The 20,283-nt window shown below is 61.2% G+C and carries 20 protein-coding genes; 8 read left to right on the top strand and 12 right to left on the bottom strand.

Going from position 1 to position 20,283, the window contains the following annotated elements; genetic code table 11:
- Positions 1–13: 13 nt before the first annotated feature.
- Both adhP and P3R38_RS10445 read right to left on the bottom strand, forming a co-directional pair.
- Entirely contained in the window at positions 14–1,024 is a 1,011-nt protein-coding gene (gene adhP, locus P3R38_RS10450) for an alcohol dehydrogenase AdhP (RefSeq protein WP_277687119.1), read from the bottom strand.
- Positions 1,025–1,106: 82 nt separating this feature from the next.
- Positions 1,107–2,594: a DASS family sodium-coupled anion symporter gene (locus P3R38_RS10445; RefSeq protein WP_023380141.1), complete on the bottom strand. Its 1,488-nt coding sequence runs from the start codon at positions 2,592–2,594 to the stop codon at positions 1,107–1,109.
- 349 nt (positions 2,595–2,943) lie between these two features.
- On the opposite strand from P3R38_RS10445, the gene mrdA reads away from it, so the two are divergent.
- Positions 2,944–4,836, top strand: coding sequence for a penicillin-binding protein 2 (gene mrdA / locus P3R38_RS10440; protein WP_277687118.1), 1,893 nt, complete (start codon positions 2,944–2,946; stop codon positions 4,834–4,836).
- Positions 4,837–4,905: 69 nt separating this feature from the next.
- Entirely contained in the window at positions 4,906–5,157 is a 252-nt protein-coding gene (locus tag P3R38_RS10435) for a hypothetical protein (protein WP_104882559.1), read from the top strand.
- Between the two features lie 421 nt (positions 5,158–5,578).
- Here the strand turns inward: P3R38_RS10435 and P3R38_RS10430 are convergent, their stop codons facing one another.
- Positions 5,579–6,502, bottom strand: a complete 924-nt coding sequence (locus P3R38_RS10430) for a LysR substrate-binding domain-containing protein (protein WP_023380138.1) — start codon at positions 6,500–6,502, stop codon at positions 5,579–5,581.
- Between the two features lie 113 nt (positions 6,503–6,615).
- On the opposite strand from P3R38_RS10430, the gene P3R38_RS10425 reads away from it, so the two are divergent.
- Positions 6,616–7,689 carry an AbrB family transcriptional regulator gene (locus P3R38_RS10425; RefSeq protein WP_277687117.1) on the top strand — a complete coding sequence of 358 codons (1,074 nt, stop codon included), beginning with the start codon at positions 6,616–6,618 and terminating at the stop codon, positions 7,687–7,689.
- 179 nt (positions 7,690–7,868) lie between these two features.
- Here the strand turns inward: P3R38_RS10425 and P3R38_RS10420 are convergent, their stop codons facing one another.
- Positions 7,869–8,348: a VOC family protein gene (locus P3R38_RS10420; RefSeq protein ID WP_104881885.1), complete on the bottom strand. Its 480-nt coding sequence runs from the start codon at positions 8,346–8,348 to the stop codon at positions 7,869–7,871.
- A 203-nt stretch (positions 8,349–8,551) separates the two neighbouring features.
- Here P3R38_RS10420 and P3R38_RS10415 point away from each other — a divergent pair, with 203 nt between their 5' ends.
- Positions 8,552–9,202: a TIGR04211 family SH3 domain-containing protein gene (locus P3R38_RS10415; RefSeq protein ID WP_023380135.1), complete on the top strand. Its 651-nt coding sequence runs from the start codon at positions 8,552–8,554 to the stop codon at positions 9,200–9,202.
- 87 nt (positions 9,203–9,289) lie between these two features.
- On the opposite strand, the gene P3R38_RS10410 is transcribed toward P3R38_RS10415, so the two are convergent.
- Both P3R38_RS10410 and P3R38_RS10405 read right to left on the bottom strand, forming a co-directional pair.
- Positions 9,290–10,240, bottom strand: coding sequence for a LysR family transcriptional regulator (locus P3R38_RS10410; RefSeq protein WP_023380134.1), 951 nt, complete (start codon positions 10,238–10,240; stop codon positions 9,290–9,292).
- 153 nt (positions 10,241–10,393) lie between these two features.
- A complete protein-coding gene (locus tag P3R38_RS10405) occupies positions 10,394–11,275 on the bottom strand; it encodes a LysR family transcriptional regulator (protein ID WP_023380133.1) in 882 nt (293 codons plus the stop codon).
- A 104-nt stretch (positions 11,276–11,379) separates the two neighbouring features.
- Between P3R38_RS10405 and argC the strand changes: the two genes are divergently transcribed.
- Together argC and P3R38_RS10395 are read left to right on the top strand one after the other, a co-directional pair.
- Entirely contained in the window at positions 11,380–12,315 is a 936-nt protein-coding gene (gene argC / locus P3R38_RS10400; protein ID WP_023380132.1) for an N-acetyl-gamma-glutamyl-phosphate reductase, read from the top strand.
- 85 nt (positions 12,316–12,400) lie between these two features.
- Complete coding sequence (locus P3R38_RS10395; protein ID WP_023380131.1) at positions 12,401–13,087, top strand: GNAT family N-acetyltransferase; 687 nt, start codon at positions 12,401–12,403, stop codon at positions 13,085–13,087.
- Positions 13,088–13,146: 59 nt separating this feature from the next.
- Here the strand turns inward: P3R38_RS10395 and P3R38_RS10390 are convergent, their stop codons facing one another.
- Positions 13,147–14,028, bottom strand: a complete 882-nt coding sequence (locus P3R38_RS10390; protein WP_023380130.1) for a LysR family transcriptional regulator — start codon at positions 14,026–14,028, stop codon at positions 13,147–13,149.
- 128 nt (positions 14,029–14,156) lie between these two features.
- Between P3R38_RS10390 and P3R38_RS10385 the strand changes: the two genes are divergently transcribed.
- The gene (locus P3R38_RS10385; RefSeq protein ID WP_277687116.1) at positions 14,157–14,516 is read left to right on the top strand and encodes a hypothetical protein; all 360 of its coding nucleotides are present in this window, start codon (positions 14,157–14,159) and stop codon (positions 14,514–14,516) included.
- 139 nt (positions 14,517–14,655) lie between these two features.
- The gene (locus tag P3R38_RS10380; RefSeq protein WP_023380128.1) at positions 14,656–15,675 is read left to right on the top strand and encodes a branched-chain amino acid aminotransferase; all 1,020 of its coding nucleotides are present in this window, start codon (positions 14,656–14,658) and stop codon (positions 15,673–15,675) included.
- A 51-nt stretch (positions 15,676–15,726) separates the two neighbouring features.
- On the opposite strand, the gene P3R38_RS10375 is transcribed toward P3R38_RS10380, so the two are convergent.
- The 5 genes from P3R38_RS10375 to P3R38_RS10355 all read right to left on the bottom strand — a co-directional run bounded on the left by P3R38_RS10375 (position 15,727) and on the right by P3R38_RS10355 (position 20,262).
- On the bottom strand, positions 15,727–16,686 hold the full coding sequence (locus P3R38_RS10375) for a hypothetical protein (protein WP_277687115.1): 960 nt from the start codon (positions 16,684–16,686) through the stop codon (positions 15,727–15,729).
- Positions 16,604–17,908 (bottom strand): hypothetical protein, encoded by a 1,305-nt coding sequence (locus P3R38_RS10370; protein WP_277687114.1) that lies wholly within the window; start codon positions 17,906–17,908, stop codon positions 16,604–16,606. Before P3R38_RS10370 ends, P3R38_RS10375 begins: the two co-directional genes overlap by 83 nt.
- Before the next feature lie 3 nt (positions 17,909–17,911).
- A complete protein-coding gene (locus tag P3R38_RS10365) occupies positions 17,912–18,496 on the bottom strand; it encodes a hypothetical protein (protein ID WP_347176214.1) in 585 nt (194 codons plus the stop codon).
- Between the two features lie 203 nt (positions 18,497–18,699).
- Positions 18,700–19,485: a hypothetical protein gene (locus tag P3R38_RS10360; RefSeq protein ID WP_277687113.1), complete on the bottom strand. Its 786-nt coding sequence runs from the start codon at positions 19,483–19,485 to the stop codon at positions 18,700–18,702.
- A gap of 3 nt (positions 19,486–19,488) precedes the next feature.
- Positions 19,489–20,262 (bottom strand): hypothetical protein, encoded by a 774-nt coding sequence (locus tag P3R38_RS10355; protein WP_277687112.1) that lies wholly within the window; start codon positions 20,260–20,262, stop codon positions 19,489–19,491.
- Positions 20,263–20,283: the final 21 nt, after the last annotated feature.

Below are 20,283 nucleotides of genomic sequence, written 5' to 3'. Positions count from 1 at the left end.
TGCTTCGACTGCCTTACTGAGTGAAGTCGATCACCATGCGACCAGTGATCTTGCCTTGCTCCATTTCATCGAAGATCTCGTTGATCTCTTCGATGCGGCGCAGGGCGACCTTCGGCACCACTTTGCCTTGCGCGGCGAATTCGAAGGCCTCGTGCAGGTCCTGGCGAGTGCCGACCAGCGAGCCGACCACTTCGATACCGTCCAGTACCAGGCGGGGAATGTTGAGGTCCATGCTGGCGGTCGGCAAACCGACCGCCACCAGTCGCCCGCCCGCGCGCAACGCGTCCACCGCTGAGTTGAACGCCGTCTTCGCCACGGCCGTCACCACGGCCGCATGAGCCCCCCCGGTTTTCTCCTGGATGATCTTCGCGGCGTCTTCCTTGAGGGAGTTGATCGTCAGGTCCGCTCCCATTTCCCGTGCGAACGCCAGCTGGTCATCGTTGATGTCCACCGCAATGACCCTGGCATTGAAGACGTTCTTGGCGTACTGAAGGGCCAGGTTGCCCAGGCCGCCGAGGCCGTAGATGGCAATCCACTGTCCGGGGCGAATGTTGGAAATCTTCACTGCCTTGTAGGTGGTGACGCCAGCACAGGTGACGCTGCTTGCAGCAGCGGAGTCCAGCCCATCGGGCACCTTGACCGCGTAATCGGCCACCACGATGCACTCTTCGGCCATGCCGCCATCGACGGTGTAGCCGGCGTTCTTCACCTCGCGGCACAGGGTTTCGTTACCGCTGTTGCAGTATTCGCAATGACCACAGCCCTGGTAGAACCAGGCGACACTGGCCCGGTCGCCTATTTTCAGCGAGGTGACACCCGGACCAACTTCCTTGACCACGCCGATGCCCTCATGACCCAGCACGACACCGGTCTTGTCACCGAAATCGGCGTTCTTCACGTGCAGGTCGGTATGGCAGACGCCACAGCACTCCATCGCCAGGAGCGCTTCACCGTGCTTCAACGGTCGCAGGGTTTTCTCGACCACTTCCACACGTTGCCCTTTTGCAACGACAGCAGCTTTCATACTCGCCTCCTTGTATTCCCACATGAGCTTGAGTGATCGCTCGGTCGGCTAGCCAACGAGCGTTGCCGGGCTTGCCGGCGGGTTACATCCAGCCCAGCCACGACCAATAGGTCCCGGCAAAGACCAACAACAGCACATAGCCGATCACACTGACCCAGATGCCAACCCGCGCGAACTGCCTGGGGGTGAAGGTATCGGTGCCCAGGCAGACCATGTTCTGCGGGGCGTTGATCGGCAGAATGAAACCGAAGCTGACGGCAAAACCGAGCAGCATGGTCATGCCTACCCGGCTGAAATCGCCGGGCAGCGTCTGCAGGACTGCAATGAGAATGGGCAGGAATGCCGACGTCAGCGCGGTGGCACTGGCAAAGCCCAGGTGAATCAGAATCAGGAATGCACTGAGGATCGCGAACACGCCCAACGAGCCGACCTGGTCCAGCCCGGTGCGCTCGACCACCTGCGCGCCCAGCCACTGCCCTGCTTGGGTGCTGAGCAGGGCAGTACCCAGGCTGATGCCGACGCCGAACACGATCACCGTGCCCCACGGAATGCGCGCCTGCACATCCTTCCAGGTCATCACGCCAAAGCGCGGCAGCAACAGCACCACCAAGCCGGCATAGGTGGTGGTCGTGGTATCGAACGGGTGCAGGCGCCCTTCCGTGGCCCAGGCCAGTAACAACAGCAGCGAGACCAGGCCCAGACGCTTCTGCGCGCCAGTCATGGGCCCTAGTTGCGTCAGGCTTTGGTTGACCCCCTCCATGCCGCCCGGCACCTTGTCGCTTTCCGGTGGCAGCAGTTTCAGGACCAGCACCACCAGCACCAGCGACATGATCACCGCCCACGGCGCGCCGGCCATCAGCCAGTCGATCCAAGACACCCGCTGCCCGAGCATCTTGTCCATGAAGCCCACCGTCAGCAGGTTCTGGGCCGCGGCGGTCTGGATCCCGATGTTCCAGATGCTGGTGCCCTGGGCGACGATGATCATGATGCCTGCGGCGATGTTCGAACGTGCCGAAACCCCAAATGCCGCGATCACCCCCATCATGATCGGCACCACGCAGGCGCTGCGCGCGGTAGCGCTGGGCACCACCAGGCTCAACAGCACGATCACCGCCATCGATCCCAGCAGCACACGCTGGGTGCTGGCGCCGACCTTGCTCAGGGTGACCAGGGCGATGCGCTTGTCCAGCCCAGTGTGGGTCATCGCGGCAGCAATGAACAAAGCACCGACCACCAGCGCCAGCGCCGGGTTTGCAAAGCCGCTGAGCGCCATCGATACACCCGCCGACGACCCGTAGGTCACCGCGGGGTCTTGCAACGTGGGCGCAGTGCCCAACAGCACCGCCATGAGCGAGGTGATCATGATGGCGCTGGCTTCATAGGACACCGCTTCGGTGACCCAGACGATGACCGCGAACAACAGAATCGCCAGCATCCGCTGCCCGGCCACTGGCAGGGTGGCCGGCAGAGGCAGCAGCAAGACCACCACCAGTGCGATCACAGCGGCAACCAATCCGACGGGGAAACGGATGGCTTGCGGGGGCGTCTGCTGCAGGGGATGGTCCGTCATCGCGCTCTCACGGGCAGGGTTGGAAAAGCCAGTCTAGTCAGTACTTGGCTGCAAAACCCTGTTGCAGGTCAGTAACCGTCGCAAAAACTGTTTTTTATGCCCGTCAGTCGCATGAACGAATCTTCATGTTGGCCATGAAGGCACTGACACCGGGGGCGAGCGGCATATCCAGGCCCGTGCGGTGCATCCGGTACCTTGAGGCTCCCGGCGACCTTGCGTAGCATCGCCCGCCCATCGCGGGGCAGGTCGGCGCTGGCAGGGACACCGCTCGTCAGCGGCTGCGCCGAACCTGCCCAAGCCTGCCTGCCCCGCGATCTTGCGTATTGCCCGAGACCCGACAGCCGAGCCCATGCCCCAGCCCATACCCCTGAAGGACCACGAAAAGGAAAAGCACCTGGTCAACCGTCGGCTGCTGGCCTGCGCCGCCCTGGTCTGCAGCCTGGTGGCCGTGCTGGTGGGACGGCTGTATGTGCTACAGGTGGTACAGCACGACCAGCAGACCGCTGTTTCGGAAAACAACCGTGTGCATGTGCTACCCATCGCCCCCGAGCGCGGACTGATCTACGACCGCAATGGCGTGGTGCTGGCCGACAACAAGCCCAGCTTCGACCTGACCATGACCCGTGAACGGGCCGGCGATACGGCCAAGGTTCTCGATACCCTGGCCCAGGTCCTGAGCCTGTCCGAAGATGATCGCAAGCAGTTCGACAAGGACCTTCGTCGAGGCCGCAAGCCTTTCGAACCGGTGACCCTGATGGTGGGGTTGAGCGAGGAGCAGATCGCCCTGGTGGCGGTCAACCAATTCCGCCTGCCGGGCCTTGAGGTCGAGCCACAGTTCATCCGCGAATACCCCCTGGCCGAGCACTTCGCCCATTCGGTGGGCTATGTCGGGCGCATCAACGAAAAGGAAGCCAAGACCCTCGACAGCACTGAATACCGGGGCACCCAGTCGATCGGCAAGACGGGTATCGAGCACTTCTACGAACGCCAGCTGCATGGCCACGTCGGGTACGAAGAGGTCGAAACCAATGCCCAGGGCCGTGTGATGCGAGTGCTCAATCACCAGGACCCGATTCCCGGCAAGGACATCGTCCTGAGCCTCGATGCGCACCTACAGTTGGCTGCGGAGAAGGCCCTGGGCGACCGACGTGGCGCCGTGGTAGTGCTGGACCCGGCCAATGGCGACGTGCTGGCGATGGTCAGCAACCCCAGCTTCGACCCTAACCTGTTCGTCAAGGGCATCAGTTTCAAGCAATACGCAGCCCTGCGCGACTCGATCGACCGCCCGCTGTTCAACCGCGTGCTGCGCGGTCTCTACGCGCCGGGCTCGACGGTCAAGCCGGAAGTCGCCATCGCCGGTCTCGACAGTGGTGTGATCACCCCCGGCAGCCGAGTGTTCGACCCCGGCTACTACGAGTTGCCCAACTACGATCACAAGTACCGCAACTGGAACCACAGCGGCGATGGCTGGGTGGACATGTACACCGCCATCATGCGTTCCAACGACACCTACTTCTACGACTTGGCACACAAACTCGGCATCGACCGGCTGCACGACTACATGAGTGAGTTCGGCCTGGGTCAGAAGGTGTCGCTGGACATGTTCGAGGAAGCGGCCGGCCTGATGCCGTCGCAGCAATGGAAACGTGCGACTCGCCGCCAGGCCTGGTTCCCCGGCGAGACATTGATTCTCGGGATTGGCCAGGGCTACATGCAGGTCACACCGCTGCAACTGGCCCAGGCCACCAGCCTGCTGGCCAGTAAAGGTGTATGGCACCGTCCGCACCTGGCCATGACCGTGGGCGGTGAAGCACCGGTGGACCCGAACCCGATGCCGAACATCGTGCTGCACGACCGCCATGCCTGGGACCAGGTGAACCAGGGCATGCAGATGGTCATGCACGACCCACGAGGTATCGCCCGCGCGGCGGCGGCTGGGGCGCAGTACCGGATTGCAGGCAAGAGCGGCACCGCGCAGGTGGTGGCGATCAAGCAAGGCGAGCGCTACAACCGTGACAAAACCCTGGAACGCCACCGCGACAACGCCCTGTTCGTCGGCTTCGCTCCGGCTGACCATCCAAGCGTGGTGGTGGCGGTAATGATCGAGAACGGCGAGGCCGGAGGCCGGGTGGCGGGGCCCGTGGTGCGCGAAGTGATGGATGCGTACCTGCTGGATGACCAGGGGCATTTGAAGCCGCAGTATGCCGGGACGCCGGTGGCCAAACAGGTCCCTCATACCTGACTACCCGGGGCAACCATCGACCTGAACGCCTGTACCGCCTTTCGAAACGGGCTGGTACAGGCCACGGGAATGTCAGGTCCGATCACCCCCACGGTCATCCCCGACGTCATGATTCACCCCATCATCCGCCCCCTGCCCCACGCCGTGGGGCCCACCCACATCATGGTTGGCTTCGTGATTCGCTTCGTGATTGGCCTCGTGGTTGGCCTCATGGCTGGCACCATCATCTGCCCCGTTGCGACCGCTCTCACCACGGCCCGAGCCGGCATTGCCGCCGTCGCCACCGTGTCCGCTGCCACTGCCGCCATGGCCACCGCCTGAGCCTCCGCCACCACCATGCCCTCCACCACCGCCACCGTGGCCGCCTCCGCCGCCTCCATGGCCTCCACCGCCTCCACCGCCTCCACCGTGGCCTCCACCTCCACCGCCGCCACCGTCTTTCGCATAAGCAGTGGATACGCCACCGAGCGAGTCCGGCACCCACACCGCCGATGCCGACAGCAAGCCGCCGATGGCCAACGCCAACAAGCATTTTTTAAGCATTGATGAGCCTCCGCCAGGAGTTGCACCGGGCAACTCAAGAATTGCGTCCCCCCATAGGGCGACTTGCCGACCAGCACGGCCTTCCTGCGTAGCGAACGAACGAGATCCATCAGGGCCTGCCGGGGAATATTGCAGAATGTTACTTATGCCTGAGCGTAGATTCAGCGTGCCGCTTGTCATCAACCGGCCATCAGAATCCTCAAGCACCGTCGCTTCGCCGCCATTCACTACCCAGGAAGCTCACGCCCTTTTCCCTCAGCAACTCCACCATCGAGCTTGCCGCCGGTGGCAAATACCCTTGAGCGCGCACCGATACCGCAACGGTTCGCCGCATCGTGGTCTCCTCCAGCGGCACCTCGCGCAAACCCGAACGGCCCAGACCGTGCTCCAGCGTTTCCCGCGCCACGAAACTCAGCAGACGGGTGCGGGCGATCAGCCGGGGTAGAAGCGAAATCGAATTGGTCTCGATCTGTACCTGCGGGGAAGGCAATTGCTGGGCCATGAACACGTTGTCGATCCAGCGCCGAGCCGTGACCGTGGGGCCACCCAACACCCAGCGATAGCGGCACAGGTCCTTCAAGGTGATGGGGCCGGCAAACACCGGATGGTCCTCGCTGGCCACGACCACTGCTTCGTCTTCAACGATCGGGTAGGTGGTGAACTGCGGGTCGTCGGCGATCTGCGGCGAGATGATCACATCCAGCTGGCCAGAGCGCAGCGACTCCTTGAGCACATCGTCCTGAGCGATGGACAGTTTCAGCGTCAGCTCCGGCGCCCGCTCAAGCAGGACCGCCGTCAGGTTCGGCAACAGATGATCGGCCATGCTCGCGGCGCAGCCAAGGCGAATGTTGCCCACCAGCCCGCTGGCGAAATCGCGCACTTCACGCTCGGTTTGCGCGATGTTCATCTGCAATTGCTTGCCACGGGCCAACAGCAGCTTGCCGACTTCGGTCAGTTTGATCCGCCGCCCATCCCGCTGGAACAGGCGCGTGCCCAACGACTCTTCAAGACGCTGGATGCTCTTGCTCAGCGCGGGCTGGCTGCGATTGAGCTGTTCGGCAGCCCGGCCCAGATGCCCGAGTTCGGCGATGGTTTCGAAATACGTCAGGTCGCGAAGGTCCATGATTCATGAATTTCAGTTATGGATTCATCAAAAGTAGAAAATAGACTTGATCGGTTGCCCCGTCGATACTTTTCCCCGCACACCGCGTTATCGCTGCACAAGGAGTCTCGACCTTGCAGACCTCTGCCTCCGGCAACCCCAAGACCTTCGTCAAATGGTTCGCGCTACTGATAGGCGCCGGTGCCTTCGGCCAGTTGTTGCATACCCTGTCCGTACCGGCAGGCTTGTTCCTCGGCCCCATGCTGGTGGCCATCGTGTTCGGTATAGGCGGTGCGCGCCTGTCTCTACATCGTCAGGCGTTTCGTTTCGGCCAAGGTTGCGTCGGCCTGCTGGTGGCGCACGCGGTGAGCTGGTCGGTATTGATCTCGATGGCGCAGTCCTGGCACCTGATGCTGGTCGCCACCTTCATCACCGTGGCCCTGAGCGCCTTGGTGGGCCTGGGCACGGTGCGCTTTGGCGGCATTCCCGGCAGTACCGCTGCCTGGGGCACCGCTCCTGGCGCTGCGTCGGCGATGGTGTCGATGGCTGAGGAAAACGGCGCAGATGGCCGCGTAGTGGCCACCATGCAGTATGTGCGCGTGGTGTGCGTGGTGATGATCGGCTCGCTGGTCAGCCACCTGCTGGGCGCCACGCCGGGGCCTGGCGCGGCGGCGAACGCCCCTGCGATCAGCGAGGCACCGCATCTGCTCAATAGCCTGCTCAGTGTTGGCGTGGTGGTGGTCGGCATTGCCGCCGGCAACCGAATGCCCGCGGGGGCTCTGCTGATGCCATTATTGCTCGGTAGTGCGCTGCAGCTGAGCGAGTTGCTGACGATCACCCTGCCCGAACCCTTGCTGGCCGTGGCGTATGGCGCCATTGGCTGCTACATCGGCCTGCGCTTCGACCGGCAGACCGTGCGCTACGTGTGGACACACCTGCCGACCATGATAGCTGGAGCCTTGGTGCTGATCGTGCTGTGCGCTGCCTGCGCCTGGCTGATGGCCAAGGCGATGGGCAGCGACTTCCTGTCGATGTACCTGGCCACCAGCCCCGGTGGGCTGGATGCCATGGCGATCATCGCGGTTGAGACCCATGCCGATGTCGGCCTGGTGCTGGCCATGCAGACCTTGCGTTTGTTCGGAGTGATTCTCACCGGCGCCTACTGCGCGCGGCAGATCATACGGCTTACCCAGGCGCCCCGTCCTTAGGGTCTGTATGAAACGTCTTGAGACGAAGGTCAGGCAAGGCGAAAACAGCCGAGGAAGCGGAGTTTACGGCTTGTAAATGAGCATTCCGAGGCTGTTTTCAACGCAGCGTCACCGAGTATCAAAGCTTTACGTACAGAGCCTAGAGCCCACCCGCCGCCAAGGCCTGCCAGTCTTGCCGGTCAGCCTTTCAATGCCGCCTCGATGGCAGCCACATCGATCTTGCCCATGGTCATCATCGCCTCGAACGCTCGCTTGGCCGCTGCGGGATCAGGGTGACTGAAGGACTCGAGCAACACTCTGGGCGTGATCTGCCATGACACCCCCCACTTATCCTTGCACCAACCACACACGCTTTCCTGGCCGCCGTTGCCCACGATGGCGTTCCAGAAACGGTCGGTTTCGGCTTGGTCTTCGGTACAGACCTGGAACGAAAACGCCTCGGTCTGCTTGAACGCCGTGCCCCCATTGATGCCTACGCAGGGTAAGCCCATGACGATGAATTCCACAGTGATCACGTCGCCGACCTTGCCCGAGGGGAAGTCAGCCGGCGCCTTGTGCACGGCGACTACCCGACTATCGGGGAAAACACTGGCATAGAAGTTCGCCGCTGCTTGCGCATCCTTGTCGAACCAGAGGCAGAGGGTGTTCTTGGCAGTCATGGCCATGCTCCAGGAGCGTTGAAGGAACCATCAGTCTAGCGCCTTGGCTCGCGTGCATCCCTGCAACATTCTGCAGACATTTCCGACATTAGGCAGTGAACCTGCCTACAAAAATGCGGTCATTCCCTGACGGTCAAACCAGCGACCGGTTCACCGGCCTATTCACCGGGCCATTTTCTGTCCAGTTCCAGCGAAGACCCAACATGCCTGATTCCCGCCCCTCTGCCCCTGTCCTCCCTGCCCTGCGCGGCAGCCTGATCGCCGCGCTGGTGGCCCTCGCCGTTCCGGTGCATGCTGAAGAACCCGCCAGCGATGCGCGCTGGGTCAGTGACAGCCTGACCACCTACGTGCGCAGTGGCCCTACCGATGGCCACCGCATCGTCGGCAACCTCAAGTCCGGACAAAAGGTCACGCTCATTGGCAGCCAGGGTAACTACAGTCAGGTACGCGGGCAGAACGGCGACTTGGTGTGGATCCTCAGCACCGACTTGCAGTCGGTGCCAGGCCAGAGCGAACGCCTGCCGCAACTCGATGCCCAGGTGGCGGAGTTGTCCGGTCAGCTGAAAACCATCGACGACAGCTGGAAGAACCGCGTGCAGGGTATGCAGGAAACCCTCGACTCACGCAAGAAACTGATCGATGAGCTGGAGGCGCGCAACAAGGCGCTCAGTGAACAGCTCGACCAGAGCCAGTCCAGCTTGCGCGACACCCAGGCGCGCCTGGGCGACGAGAACAAGCAGGTGATGATGCGCTACATGGTTTATGGCGGTAGCATCGCTGGCGCAGGTTTGCTGGCCGGGCTGATCCTGCCGTCGCTGACCCGAGGCCGCAAGAAGAACGACCGCTGGTTCTAGGGGCTGTGGGAAAAGGCTTGGGACGAAGGTCAGGCAAGGCTGTTTTCAACGCAGCATCACCGAGTATCAAGGCTTTTCGTACACAGCCTAAGGGCGTGTGGGCAGCCCTGCCACAGTGCGGGCCTGCCCCAGGCTTGCACCGCTGAACAGAAAGTCGATCAGCACCCGCACCCGCAAGGGCATGTGCCGCGCCTGCGGGTAGATCAACATGAACGGCCGTGAAGTGCCGCCAAAATCACGCAACACTTCCACCAGCTCGCCACGCTCCAGAGCATCCTGTACCGTGAAGCGATAGGCCTGCATCAAGCCCGCGCCATGGCGTACCAGCGTGGCGGTGGCCAGGAAGTCGCCCTGGCAGGTGAACGATCCGTGGGTCTCCAGCTCCAGCTGCCGACCGTCCTGGCGAAAGCTCCAGGGCGGACGGCGGCCGCTGCTGGGGAGCTCGAACTGGATGCATTCATGCCGCAGCAGGTCTTCGGGCACCTGTGGCACGCCGGCCCGTGCCAAGTAGCCGGGCGTTGCCACCACCACCAGCTCGGCATCTTCCAGCCGCCTTGCCACCAGCCGCGAATCCGCGGGCTCACGACCGCGAATGGCGAGATCGAACGGCTCGTCGGCGAAATCGACATTGCGATTGCTGACGTGCACATCGATTTGCACCTGCGGGTACAGCTCACGAAAGCGCGGCAGCAGCGGCAGCAGACGGTGATGGGCATAGGGTGTCGGGGCGCTGATGCGCAGCCGGCCACTGGGCTCGAGCTGCCCACCGGCGACCTGGCGCTCGGCCTCGACCAGCTGCCCCAGTGCCTGGCGGCATTGCTGGTAATACGCCAGGCCGGCCTCAGACAGGCGCATATGGCGGGTGGTACGCACGAACAACCGCACCCCCAGACGCTCCTCCAGGCGGGCCACGCTGCGACTCACCGCTGCTGGGGTAACGCCGGCCTCGTTAGCGGCCGCCGTGAAACTACCGGTGTCGGCGGCAAGGCAGAACAGCTCCAGGCTACCCAGTTGCAGGTCATCGAAATGGCGGGTCATGGCGACTCTATTGATTACATGAAGTATCGATTGAAATGGCCTGCGGACCTTTTTTCAAGTCCGCAATGGCGCCTTCAGTCGCCCGGTCACCGAAACCCAGCCGCCAGCGGAGTGAGTATCGGGCCTCTTCAAGCACATCGGCAATGAGCCAGTCTACTGCCGCAACCGCTCCAACGCCTCCAGCACATACCCCGTGGCCCGGTCGTGCTCCCCTTCCCGGCAGGCAATACCCAACTGCCGCCACAACCCCGGTCGCAACGGGCGCCGGGCAACCCTGGGGTCGAACTCTGCCGCTGCGCCCTCCTGAGGCAGCAATGTCGCGCCATACCCCGCGCCCACCAGGCTCTTGATCGCATCGTTGTAGTTCAGTTCGATGCGCGGTACCGGGTACAACCCGGCCGCCGCGAACCACTCGGCGGTCACCCGTGACAGCTGGGTGCTGTTGTCATTGAGGATCAATGCGCGCTGCCCCAGCCAGGCTGGCGTCACCTTGGCCGGAGGCTGCCAGTCACTGGGCACGAAGGCCATGATCGGGTCACGCCGCCAGGGTGTGACCCTCAGCCCTTTGCCCGCCACCTGCGGCAATGCCACCAGGCCAATATCCAGCGTGCCGTCACGCAGCCGTGTCAGCGAAGCCTGGGAGGTCAGCACCTGTACCTGCACATCGACCCCTGGATGCGTCTGGCGCAGGTGCTCCAATGCCTGGGGCAGCAGGTGGGCGATGGCGCCGGTCGAGGCTCCCAGTCGCACGCGCCCCGTCAGGCCCTCGACCTGCCGGCGCACCTCGTCCAGCGCCAGGTCGGCATCGGCCAGCAGGCGGCGGGCACGCACCAGCAGGGTTTCGCCGAGGGCGGTAGGCCGAACCTGGCTGCGGTTGCGCAGCAGCAGCGCAGCCCCGACCCGTGCCTCCAGTTCCGCTACATGGAGACTGATGGTCGCAGGCGCCAGGTTGAGCTGTCGGGCCGCTTCGGCGAACGACCCCATATCGGCGATCACCACCAAGGTACGAAGGCGATCCAGGCTGATTTCTCGCATGGTGTTAATTCAGAATTTATGAATACAAGCATCATGATATTCAAATTTTCTTTAGTCCAGCGACGCGCGAGCATAGGCCATCCCTCCGCCACCGGAACTCGACCATGCACACGCCACTTGTCTTCATCGACGGCGACCAAGGCACCACTGGCCTGCACATTCACGCCCGCTTGCAAGGCCGCGACGACCTGCGCCTGATTACCCTCCCCGAGGCTGACCGAAAGCACCCACAACGCCGCGCAGAGGCCATCAACAATGCCGACATCGCCCTGCTCTGCCTGCCCGACGACGCCGCCCGCGAAGCCGTTGCAGCGCTGCGCAACCCGGCCGTACGCGTGATCGACGCCAGCTCCGCCCACCGCACAACCCCCGGCTGGGTCTATGGTTTGCCAGAGCTGGATGAGCAGCAGGCCGAGCGCATCGCCCAAGCCAAACGCGTCAGTAACCCTGGCTGCTACCCCACCGGCGCCATCGCCCTGTTGCGCCCGCTGATCAAGGCCGGGCTACTACCAGCCGACTACCCCCTGAGCATTCATGCCATTTCCGGGTACTCCGGCGGTGGCCGATCAGCGGTCGAGCGCTACGAACAGGCGTCAGCAGACAGCCCCCCTGCCCTGCAACTCTATGGACTGGAACTGGCGCACAAACACGTGCCGGAGATCCAGCAACATGCCGGGCTGTCGCAACGGCCGATGTTCCTGCCAGGTTATGGCGCCTATCGCCAGGGCATCGTGCTAAGCATTGCCGTGCAGTTGCGCCTGCTGCCAGGCAACGTCCGCGCCGAACAGCTGCAGGCCTGCCTGGAGCAGCATTACCAGGGCGCGCGCCATGTCCAGGTGATGCCACTGCACCAGCACGGGCCAGCGGCAGCGCTCGACCCTGAAGCCCTGAACGACAGCAACGACCTGCGACTGGCGCTGTATGCCAACCCCGCGCATGGCCAGGTGCTGCTGACGGCGGTGTTCGACAACCTGGGCAAAGGTGCATCGGGCGCGGCCGTGCAGAATCTGGACCTGATGCTGGCGGCGCTGCGGGCCTGAGCCTGCTCGGCAAAAACGGGTAGACTGTGGGTCCTGCGCCAGCGTGGCGCAGCCTAAGCCCTTGCCAGCCGGAGCCCGTCCACCGATGTTCATCCTGAGCCGCCTCGACAGCGTGCCGCCCGAGTCCTTCCAGAACCAGATTCGCCAACTGGTGATCGAAAACGTCGGCGACCTGAGCAGCGTCGCCATCCGCGTCGAGAATCCGCTGTACCCGTTGTATCAGTACGGCGTTGGCATGGAGGTACACCAGTATCTCCAGGCCCTGGACGGCACGCGTGGGCTGCGGGTGACACTGACCCTCGCCCTGGACGCCGATGCACCGGACCAACTGCTCGGGTTCGCCCTGGCGTTACCGGCCCAGGACAACGACCAGGCCTGCGCGCTGACCTTTCTTGCGGTACGGCCAAGCCACCGCCGCCAGGGCATCGCCCGTGCCCTGCTGACGGACCTCAAGACGCGCTACGCCTGCGTCGAGCTCAACGCCTTCGCCGGCCAGGTACCGTGGTTCGAAAGCATGGGAATGCAAGTGGTGGCCGCCAATGGGCCGCAGGTATTGATGAGCAGCACCGGCCACGCCAGCGGCGCGCTGATTGGCCGACTGGATATCGCGCCGATCTACCAGACCACGGAAGTGCACCAGATCCATACCTACCTGCTCAACCAGCAAGGCGAGGACGCCATGATCGACGCTGAACAGCAGCGTGATGAATGGCTGGATGAACTGACGGTGCAAGCTGCGGGGTGTGTCAGGCAGCGCAAGACCGTGCATTGATCGCGCGAGCGCGGATCGCGGCAGCCGCGCAACGTCCGCCGCACGGCAAGGGGGGGCTGTCAGATCCCGTCCACAGCCAGCATTTGCTTGAGCACATCCGCCAGCGCCTTGACCATCACATCTGCTGTCGGGCGATGCAGGATCACGATTTCATAACTGTCCACCTCCGGCAGCCCTTGCGCCAGCCCGAGGGTGCGGTGCTCACCGGTCGCGGCCCGTGGTGGCAGCAGGCTGATGCCCATCCCATCGGCCACCGCGGCCTGGATCCCGCTCAGGCTCGAACTCGTGAAGCTGATGCGCCAGCGCCGCCCCATGCCCTCGATGGCGCTGATCATGTCATCGCGATACAGCCCGCGCGGAGGAAACGTGACCAAGGGTACCGGGTCGAGCTCGAACGATGGCAGGCGCACGCTGTCGATCCACTGCAACCGCTCCGGCCAGCACGCCACCCCTTCGCGGCTGTTGCGCCGCTGCTTGAGCAACACCAAGTCCAGTTCACCGTTGTCATAGGACTGGCTGAGGTCGCGACACAGCCCACTGGTGACCTCCAGCTTGACCTGCGGGTGCTGGCGACTGAACGCCGACAACGCATGGGTGGTGCGTCCGCCGACGAAGTCCTCCGGCACGCCAAGGCGTACGGTCACGCCGACCATGGCACCGGCCAAGGCTTCGAGCATCTGGTCGTTCAACGCCAGCATGTGGCGGGCATAACCGAGCAGGGTCTGACCGGCATCGGTGGGCAGCACGTCACGATTGCCACGCACCAGCAGGCGGTGGCCAACCATTTCTTCCAGGCGGCGAACCTTCTGGCTGATGGTCGACTGTGTCGAGTGCAAGCGTGCCGCGGCCGTGGTGAAGCTGCCGCAGTCGGCCACCACGACAATGGCTCGGAGCAAGTCGAGGTCGAAGAGGGCTCTATTCGATTTAGCGCTGATGGACATCTGGGTATTCAACTTCTGAATGGCACCCCTGCGTTCTATCACGCCTGCCCCGCCCGTGCAAAAACCAACCTCGACATTAACTGCGCTAAAGTGACGGTTTTTTCCACACACTGCCGCCAGGAGGCCTGGTGAAAGCCCTGAACAAACGTGAACTGGCGCGTATGGAGCGCGAACTGATCGCCTGCCTGACCGAAGCCTGTGAAACCGCCAAGGCCGAAATTGTCGGTTTCGCCTGGCTCACCCATCGCCTGGATCCCGATGCATTCCCCGACAGCCTGCGTATCACCTGGGTATTCGACCGCGAAGCGGACAAGGACGCAGCCCTGGGCAGCCCTCAGAAGGCGCGTATGCTGGCACTGACAGCCCAGGCGCTCGACGAAGCCGGCATTCGTCTGGACCATGTGGCCTGGCACGTGCGTTTCGACAGCGAAGAGGCCTGCGCCCGCCGCCATGGCGGTGACTGGAACCGACGCCTGCAGGAGCGCTGACAGGCAGGCCGATTGACGTGAGCGGCAGCCAATTCGTGACTGGCCGTTCCCGATCCGCGACGGATGTATTATCGTGGCGAGGTGCGCATATCACAGCAGCCCGAGTAGATCGGGCATCTGCAAGACAATCGAGGGTGTCATGAGTAACGAGAGCATTAACTGGGACAAGCTGGGTTTCGACTACATCAAGACCGACAAGCGCTACCTGTCCGTGTGGCGCAACGGCGAGTGGGACAAAGGCACCCTGACCGAAGACAATGTGCTGCACATCAGTGAAGGCTCCACCGCCCTGCACTATGGCCAGCAGTGCTTCGAAGGCCTGAAGGCCTATCGTTGCAAGGACGGCTCGATCAACCTGTTCCGCCCCGACCAGAACGCCGCACGCATGCAGCGCAGCTGCGCACGCCTGCTGATGCCGCAAGTGCCGACCGATGTATTCATCGAGGCCTGCAAGCAAGTGGTCAAGGCCAACGAGAAGTTCGTTCCGCCGCACGGCAAAGGTGCCCTGTACCTGCGTCCGTTCGTGATCGGTACCGGTGACAACATCGGCGTGCGCACCGCCCCCGAGTTCATCTTCTCGATCTTCGCCATCCCGGTAGGCTCGTACTTCAAGGGCGGCATGAAGCCGCACAACTTCCAGATTTCCAGCTTCGACCGCGCAGCCCCGCAAGGCACCGGTGCGGCCAAGGTCGGCGGCAACTACGCAGCCAGCCTGCTGCCGGGCGCCGAAGCCAAGAAGGCGCACTTCGCCGACGCCATCTACCTGGACCCACTGACCCACTCGAAGATCGAGGAAGTCGGTTCGGCCAACTTCTTTGGCATCACCGCCGACAACGAATTCGTCACCCCGAAATCGGCCTCGGTACTGCCGGGTATCACCCGCCTGTCGCTGATGGAACTGGCGCAATCGCGCCTGGGCCTGACCGTGGTCGAAGGCGATGTCGAGATCAACAATCTCGGCCGCTTCGTCGAAGCCGGTGCCTGCGGTACCGCTGCCGTGATCACCCCGATCGGTGGTATCGAATACAACGGCAAGCTGCATGTATTCCATGACCTGGAAAAAGTCGGCCCCGTTACCCAGAAGCTCTACAACGAGCTGACCGGCATCCAGAGCGGTGACGTCGAAGCGCCAGCGGGCTGGATCGTCAAGGTCGCCTGATAGCCCACGCGCCAGTCAAAAGGGGCATGCCTTTGTGGGTGTGCCCCTTTTTCATATGAGGTTCAGCGGGTCATTCGGGTCGTCCACGGCATCCAGGTAGGCGAGGATGTCGTTGTAGGTCATGGCTGGCGTCACGGGCTCGACGGGCGCCAACTCAGCGGGTGCCTGGGCAAGCGGTTCGGTTCGGGCGTTCTGCGCATGGGCATGCCAGCGCGCCAATGCGGCCATGAGATGAGGTGTGCCAGCATGCTCGCCATAGATATCGGCTGCACTGATAGGAGCATGGTTCAAGGTCGCCAGGCGCTCGCGAGTGACACTGATACGGCTCAACTCCTGCTCCACCTGCTTTTGGCTTGGCTCATGGGTGCGCGCGTAATGGTCACCGCCAGCCAGACGTGCTCGGCGCCTGACCAACTGTTCGCTGATAGACTTCAAGGCCTCTTCGACCAGCTGTATTTCTCGTCGGGTGACCGCAGGTGCCCGATCGGCCAGTGCTTGCTGGTGGCGGCGCAACACTGCCCAGCAGGCCGGTAGGTAACCGGCCGTCATGGCGTGATCCGCAACACTGATCGAGCGAAGCTCCGGCAAACCATCGACCTTGCGCAGGTAGCGACTGCACAGGGCCTGATCGGTGATGGTATCGCAGCCCGGGCTCCACAGAATGGCCGACGATGTGTGCGGCGTCAGCGCGATCGGCATGAAATGGCGCAGGCTGCCGTGATGTTCGTAATGTTCGCCCTCCTGGTTGACCAGGCCCGTGCGCAGGATTTTCATGCCAAGCAAGGCATCGATCTGCATCACCAAGGCGCCTTGGGCCATGACGTCGTAGCGCGGGTTCATCCAGGGGAGCGGGGCGTTGGGGATGACGTCGTCATGGTTGACGATGCGGTGGTGGATGAGGTCGGCAGCGTTGCGGGTGAAGGTGACGTCACCGGCGCGGGGGGCGCCGTAGGTGTAGAGTTGGATGGCAAACTCTTTGGAAGTGCGGCGCAGCATTTCGGCCAGGATCAAGGCAACTGCTCCGAAGACTGTGGCCGCAGATGATTAGTTTCTTTGAATAGTCGAACTGATCAAGGTACGACATCGCGAAGTCAAAGACCTTGAGCGCTGACTCATAAAAACCACGATGGACGCGACCTTCTCCTTGCTCGAAGGGCACTTGGAGTGCGTCAACATCTCGAAGAAAGTCCGCTGCTTCGTTTGTTCCGCGTATTGCAATCAGAGCATATTCAGATGTGTGAGTGATGAAGGCCTGGGTGTCCGTTGCATCGCTGACACCTCGGTCATCCAAAAAATGCAAGCGTGCCGGATTTTGTTGGTCGTTTCCCAGGTTTGGGTCGTTGACTGGATACAGAGCGGGGTCAAACGGCACGATTTCCAGACGTCTGGAATAGGCCACCTCTTCGAGTATTGGGTACATGGGTTCCGATTGCTTGGGGTCGACACGCCAGATTTCGTTGAACGTGTTCAACGCACTCCCGAACCAGTTACCACTGGTGGGTATGAACGGAAAGTTGACCGTAGAAGCCAGTACGGGGTGCTCGTCCGGGTCCTGTCCAAATGGGTTGTAGCTGAGCGTCGCCATCAACGCCAACTGATACAAGTTCAGCGCACAGAACTCGGCGTTCGCCGATAGCAGCGGTCGCAATGCCCGGAGCGGACGCACTTCAAGCACCGTGCAAGCATCCGGCATAAGGCAAATACCGCTATTTCCATGCTCCCCCATGATGGCATTCAAGGAGGTTCGAGGTGGAAAACCACGGTCAACGAGCGGTGGTAAATGGCAGGCATAACGAACCAGCTCACTGGTTTCTACCTGATAGTAATGGTCCGCCGCTGCTTGCGCAGGATTACTTGAAGTTCTGGATCCATCGGCATTTGCGTACTGCGTTTTCTCTGCGCGCACTTGGAGATCAGTAATTTTCAAGGGATAGGATTTACGTCGCTGAAGGTCGCTATAAAGCTCTTCCGAGCCGACATATTCGCTCTCGAACCGCAACGATATAGCACCGTGATGATTCGTCACCCTGCCGCATCCTTTGACATCTAGCGCACCACTGTACGTAACCCCTTCACTGTCTACCACTTCATAATACAAGCCCGCATAAGGCTCACCCGCCCCCTGTTCATCCACCAATTGAAATGTTGTTTCACGACCGCGATGCGGACATGTTAGCGCTTGATCATTCAGCGAAGCTGAAATCCTCTCAGCAACATCAGTCTTCAGCTCCATCTATCATTCCTCACAACCTGGGTAAATTGTGCAACGTCTACCATCCGGCATCGTAAATTCGCTGAAATCGGTGTAATTTCCATGGCAGTACCCCCTATGATCCTCAGCCCCTTTTCCTGCACAACGTTTCCAGCCATTTGGAAACTTCACCCATGTATCTCCCCAAGACGGACTCTCTTCACCGCCCACTCGAATATTCATCCGCACCGTTTTCCCTGGTAGCTGATCGAGCGTATACGCCGCAAAGGGATGGCCCAAACCACGCTCTCCGCGCTCATTGTCTTTTCTGCATGCCAGCAATTTGCGTATCACCCGATCCCTCCCCATCGTCCTGAACATCCATTGACAAATTCCATAAAAAACATCTTCATTCGCCTCATTGAATTCACGATGGTACTTTTCCTCCAACACTTCATAGATCCCGATATTTGCCGGATCCCCAGTAATTTGGTGGAATTCACTTCCATACTTTGCGCGTATCTTCAACTCCAGATGCCGCACCACCATCGGGCAGCCCTTGACCACCTTGCGAATTTCGATGGTCGTCACGGGGAGGTAGTTTTTCCGCCAGTCCTTATTGATCGACACTCCACGAAACCCTCCTGCGTCGCACGTGGGGTCCGATTCGTGCCTGTACCACGCCACGCCGTGATAGGAAAAGTTCGGCGGCAACTCACCTATCAACGTAAAGGTATTGGTCTTGTCATCACCGCAACCAGCCAGTAGTGCAACTACTCCAAACCCTACAATATGTTTCCTGCTCCGGCAGTATTGGCGCCCAACTTCATCCATCACTCCTCACAACCTGGGTAAATTGTGCAACGTCTACCATCAGGCATCGTAAATTCGCTGAAATCGGTGTAATTTCCATGGCAGTACCCTTGAAGGTCATCAGGCCCATCCCCTGCACATCGTTTCCAACCATTTGGAAACTTCACCCATGTATCCCCCCAAGACGGACGCTCTTCCCCGCCCACTCGAATATTCATCCGCACCGTTTTCCCAGGTAGCTGATCGAGCGTATACGCCGCAAAGGGATGGCCCAAACCACGCTCTCCGCGCTCATTGTCTTTTCTGCATGCCAGCAATTTGCGTATCACCCGATCCCTCCCCATCGTCCTGAACATCCATCGACAAACTCCAAAGAAAACATCTTCGTTCGCCTCATTGAATTCACGATGGTACTTTTCCTCCAACACTTCATAGATCCCGATATTTGCCGGATCTCCAGTGAATTGGTGGAATTCACTTCCATACTTTGCACGTATCTTCAACTCCAGATGCCGCACCACCATCGGGCAGCCCTTGACCATCTTGCGAATTTCGATGGTAGTCACGGGGAGGTAGTTTTTCCGCCAGTCCTTATTGATCGACACCCCACGAAACCCTCCAGCGTCGCACGTGGGGTCCGATTCGTGCCTGTACCACGCCACGCCGTGATAGGAAAAGTTCGGCGGCAACTCACCTATCAACGTAAAGGTATTGGTCTTGTCATCACCGCAACCAGCCAGTAGCGCCACAACGCCAAGCCCCAGAATATGTTTTCCTGCCCTGGCAGTATTGACGCCCAACTTCATCCATCACTCCTCACAACCTGGGTAAATTGTGCAACGCCTACCATCAGGCATGGTAAATTCGCTGAAATCGGTGTAATTTCCGTTGCAGTACCCCCTAACATCCTCAGGTCCCCTTCCCTTACATCGTTTCCAACCATTTGGAAACTTAACCCATGTATCTCCCCAAGACGGACTCTCTTCACCACCCACTCGAATATTCATCCGCACCGTTTTCCCTGGTAGCTGATCGAGCGTATACGCCGCAAAGGGATGGCCCAAACCACGCTCTCCGCGCTCATTGTCTTTTCTGCATGCCAGCAACTTGCGTATCACCCGATCCCTCCCCATCGTCCTGAACATCCACTCACACACCCCAAAGAAAACATCTTCGTTCGTCTCATTGAATTCACGATGGTACTTTTCCTCCAACACTTCATAGATCCCGATATTTGCCGGATCCCCAGTTATTTCATAAATCGTATCTCCATACTTTGCACGTATCTTCAACTCCAAATGCCGCACCACCATCGGGCAACCCTTGACCACCTTGCGAATTTCGATGGTCGTCACGGGGAGGTAGTTTTTCCGCCAATCCTTATTGATAGACACTCCACGAAACCCTCCGGCGTCGCACGTGGGGTCCGATTCGTGCCTGTACCACGCCACGCCGTGATAGGAAAAATTCGGCGGCAACTCACCTATCAACGTAAAGGTATTGGTCTTGTCATCACCGCAACCAGCCAGTAGCGCCATGCCGCCAAGCCAGCACAACTGTTTAATCATCCGTTGAGCATTCATGCTCCCTGACCTCTCGTTTCG

The sequence above is a fragment of the Pseudomonas sp. NyZ480 genome, assembly GCF_029537255.1.
In the GTDB taxonomy this organism is placed as follows: Bacteria; Pseudomonadota; Gammaproteobacteria; order Pseudomonadales; family Pseudomonadaceae; genus Aquipseudomonas; species Aquipseudomonas taiwanensis.
The sequence above is the reverse complement of the archived record's forward strand: the minus strand, read 5'-3'. Positions and strand labels throughout refer to the sequence as shown.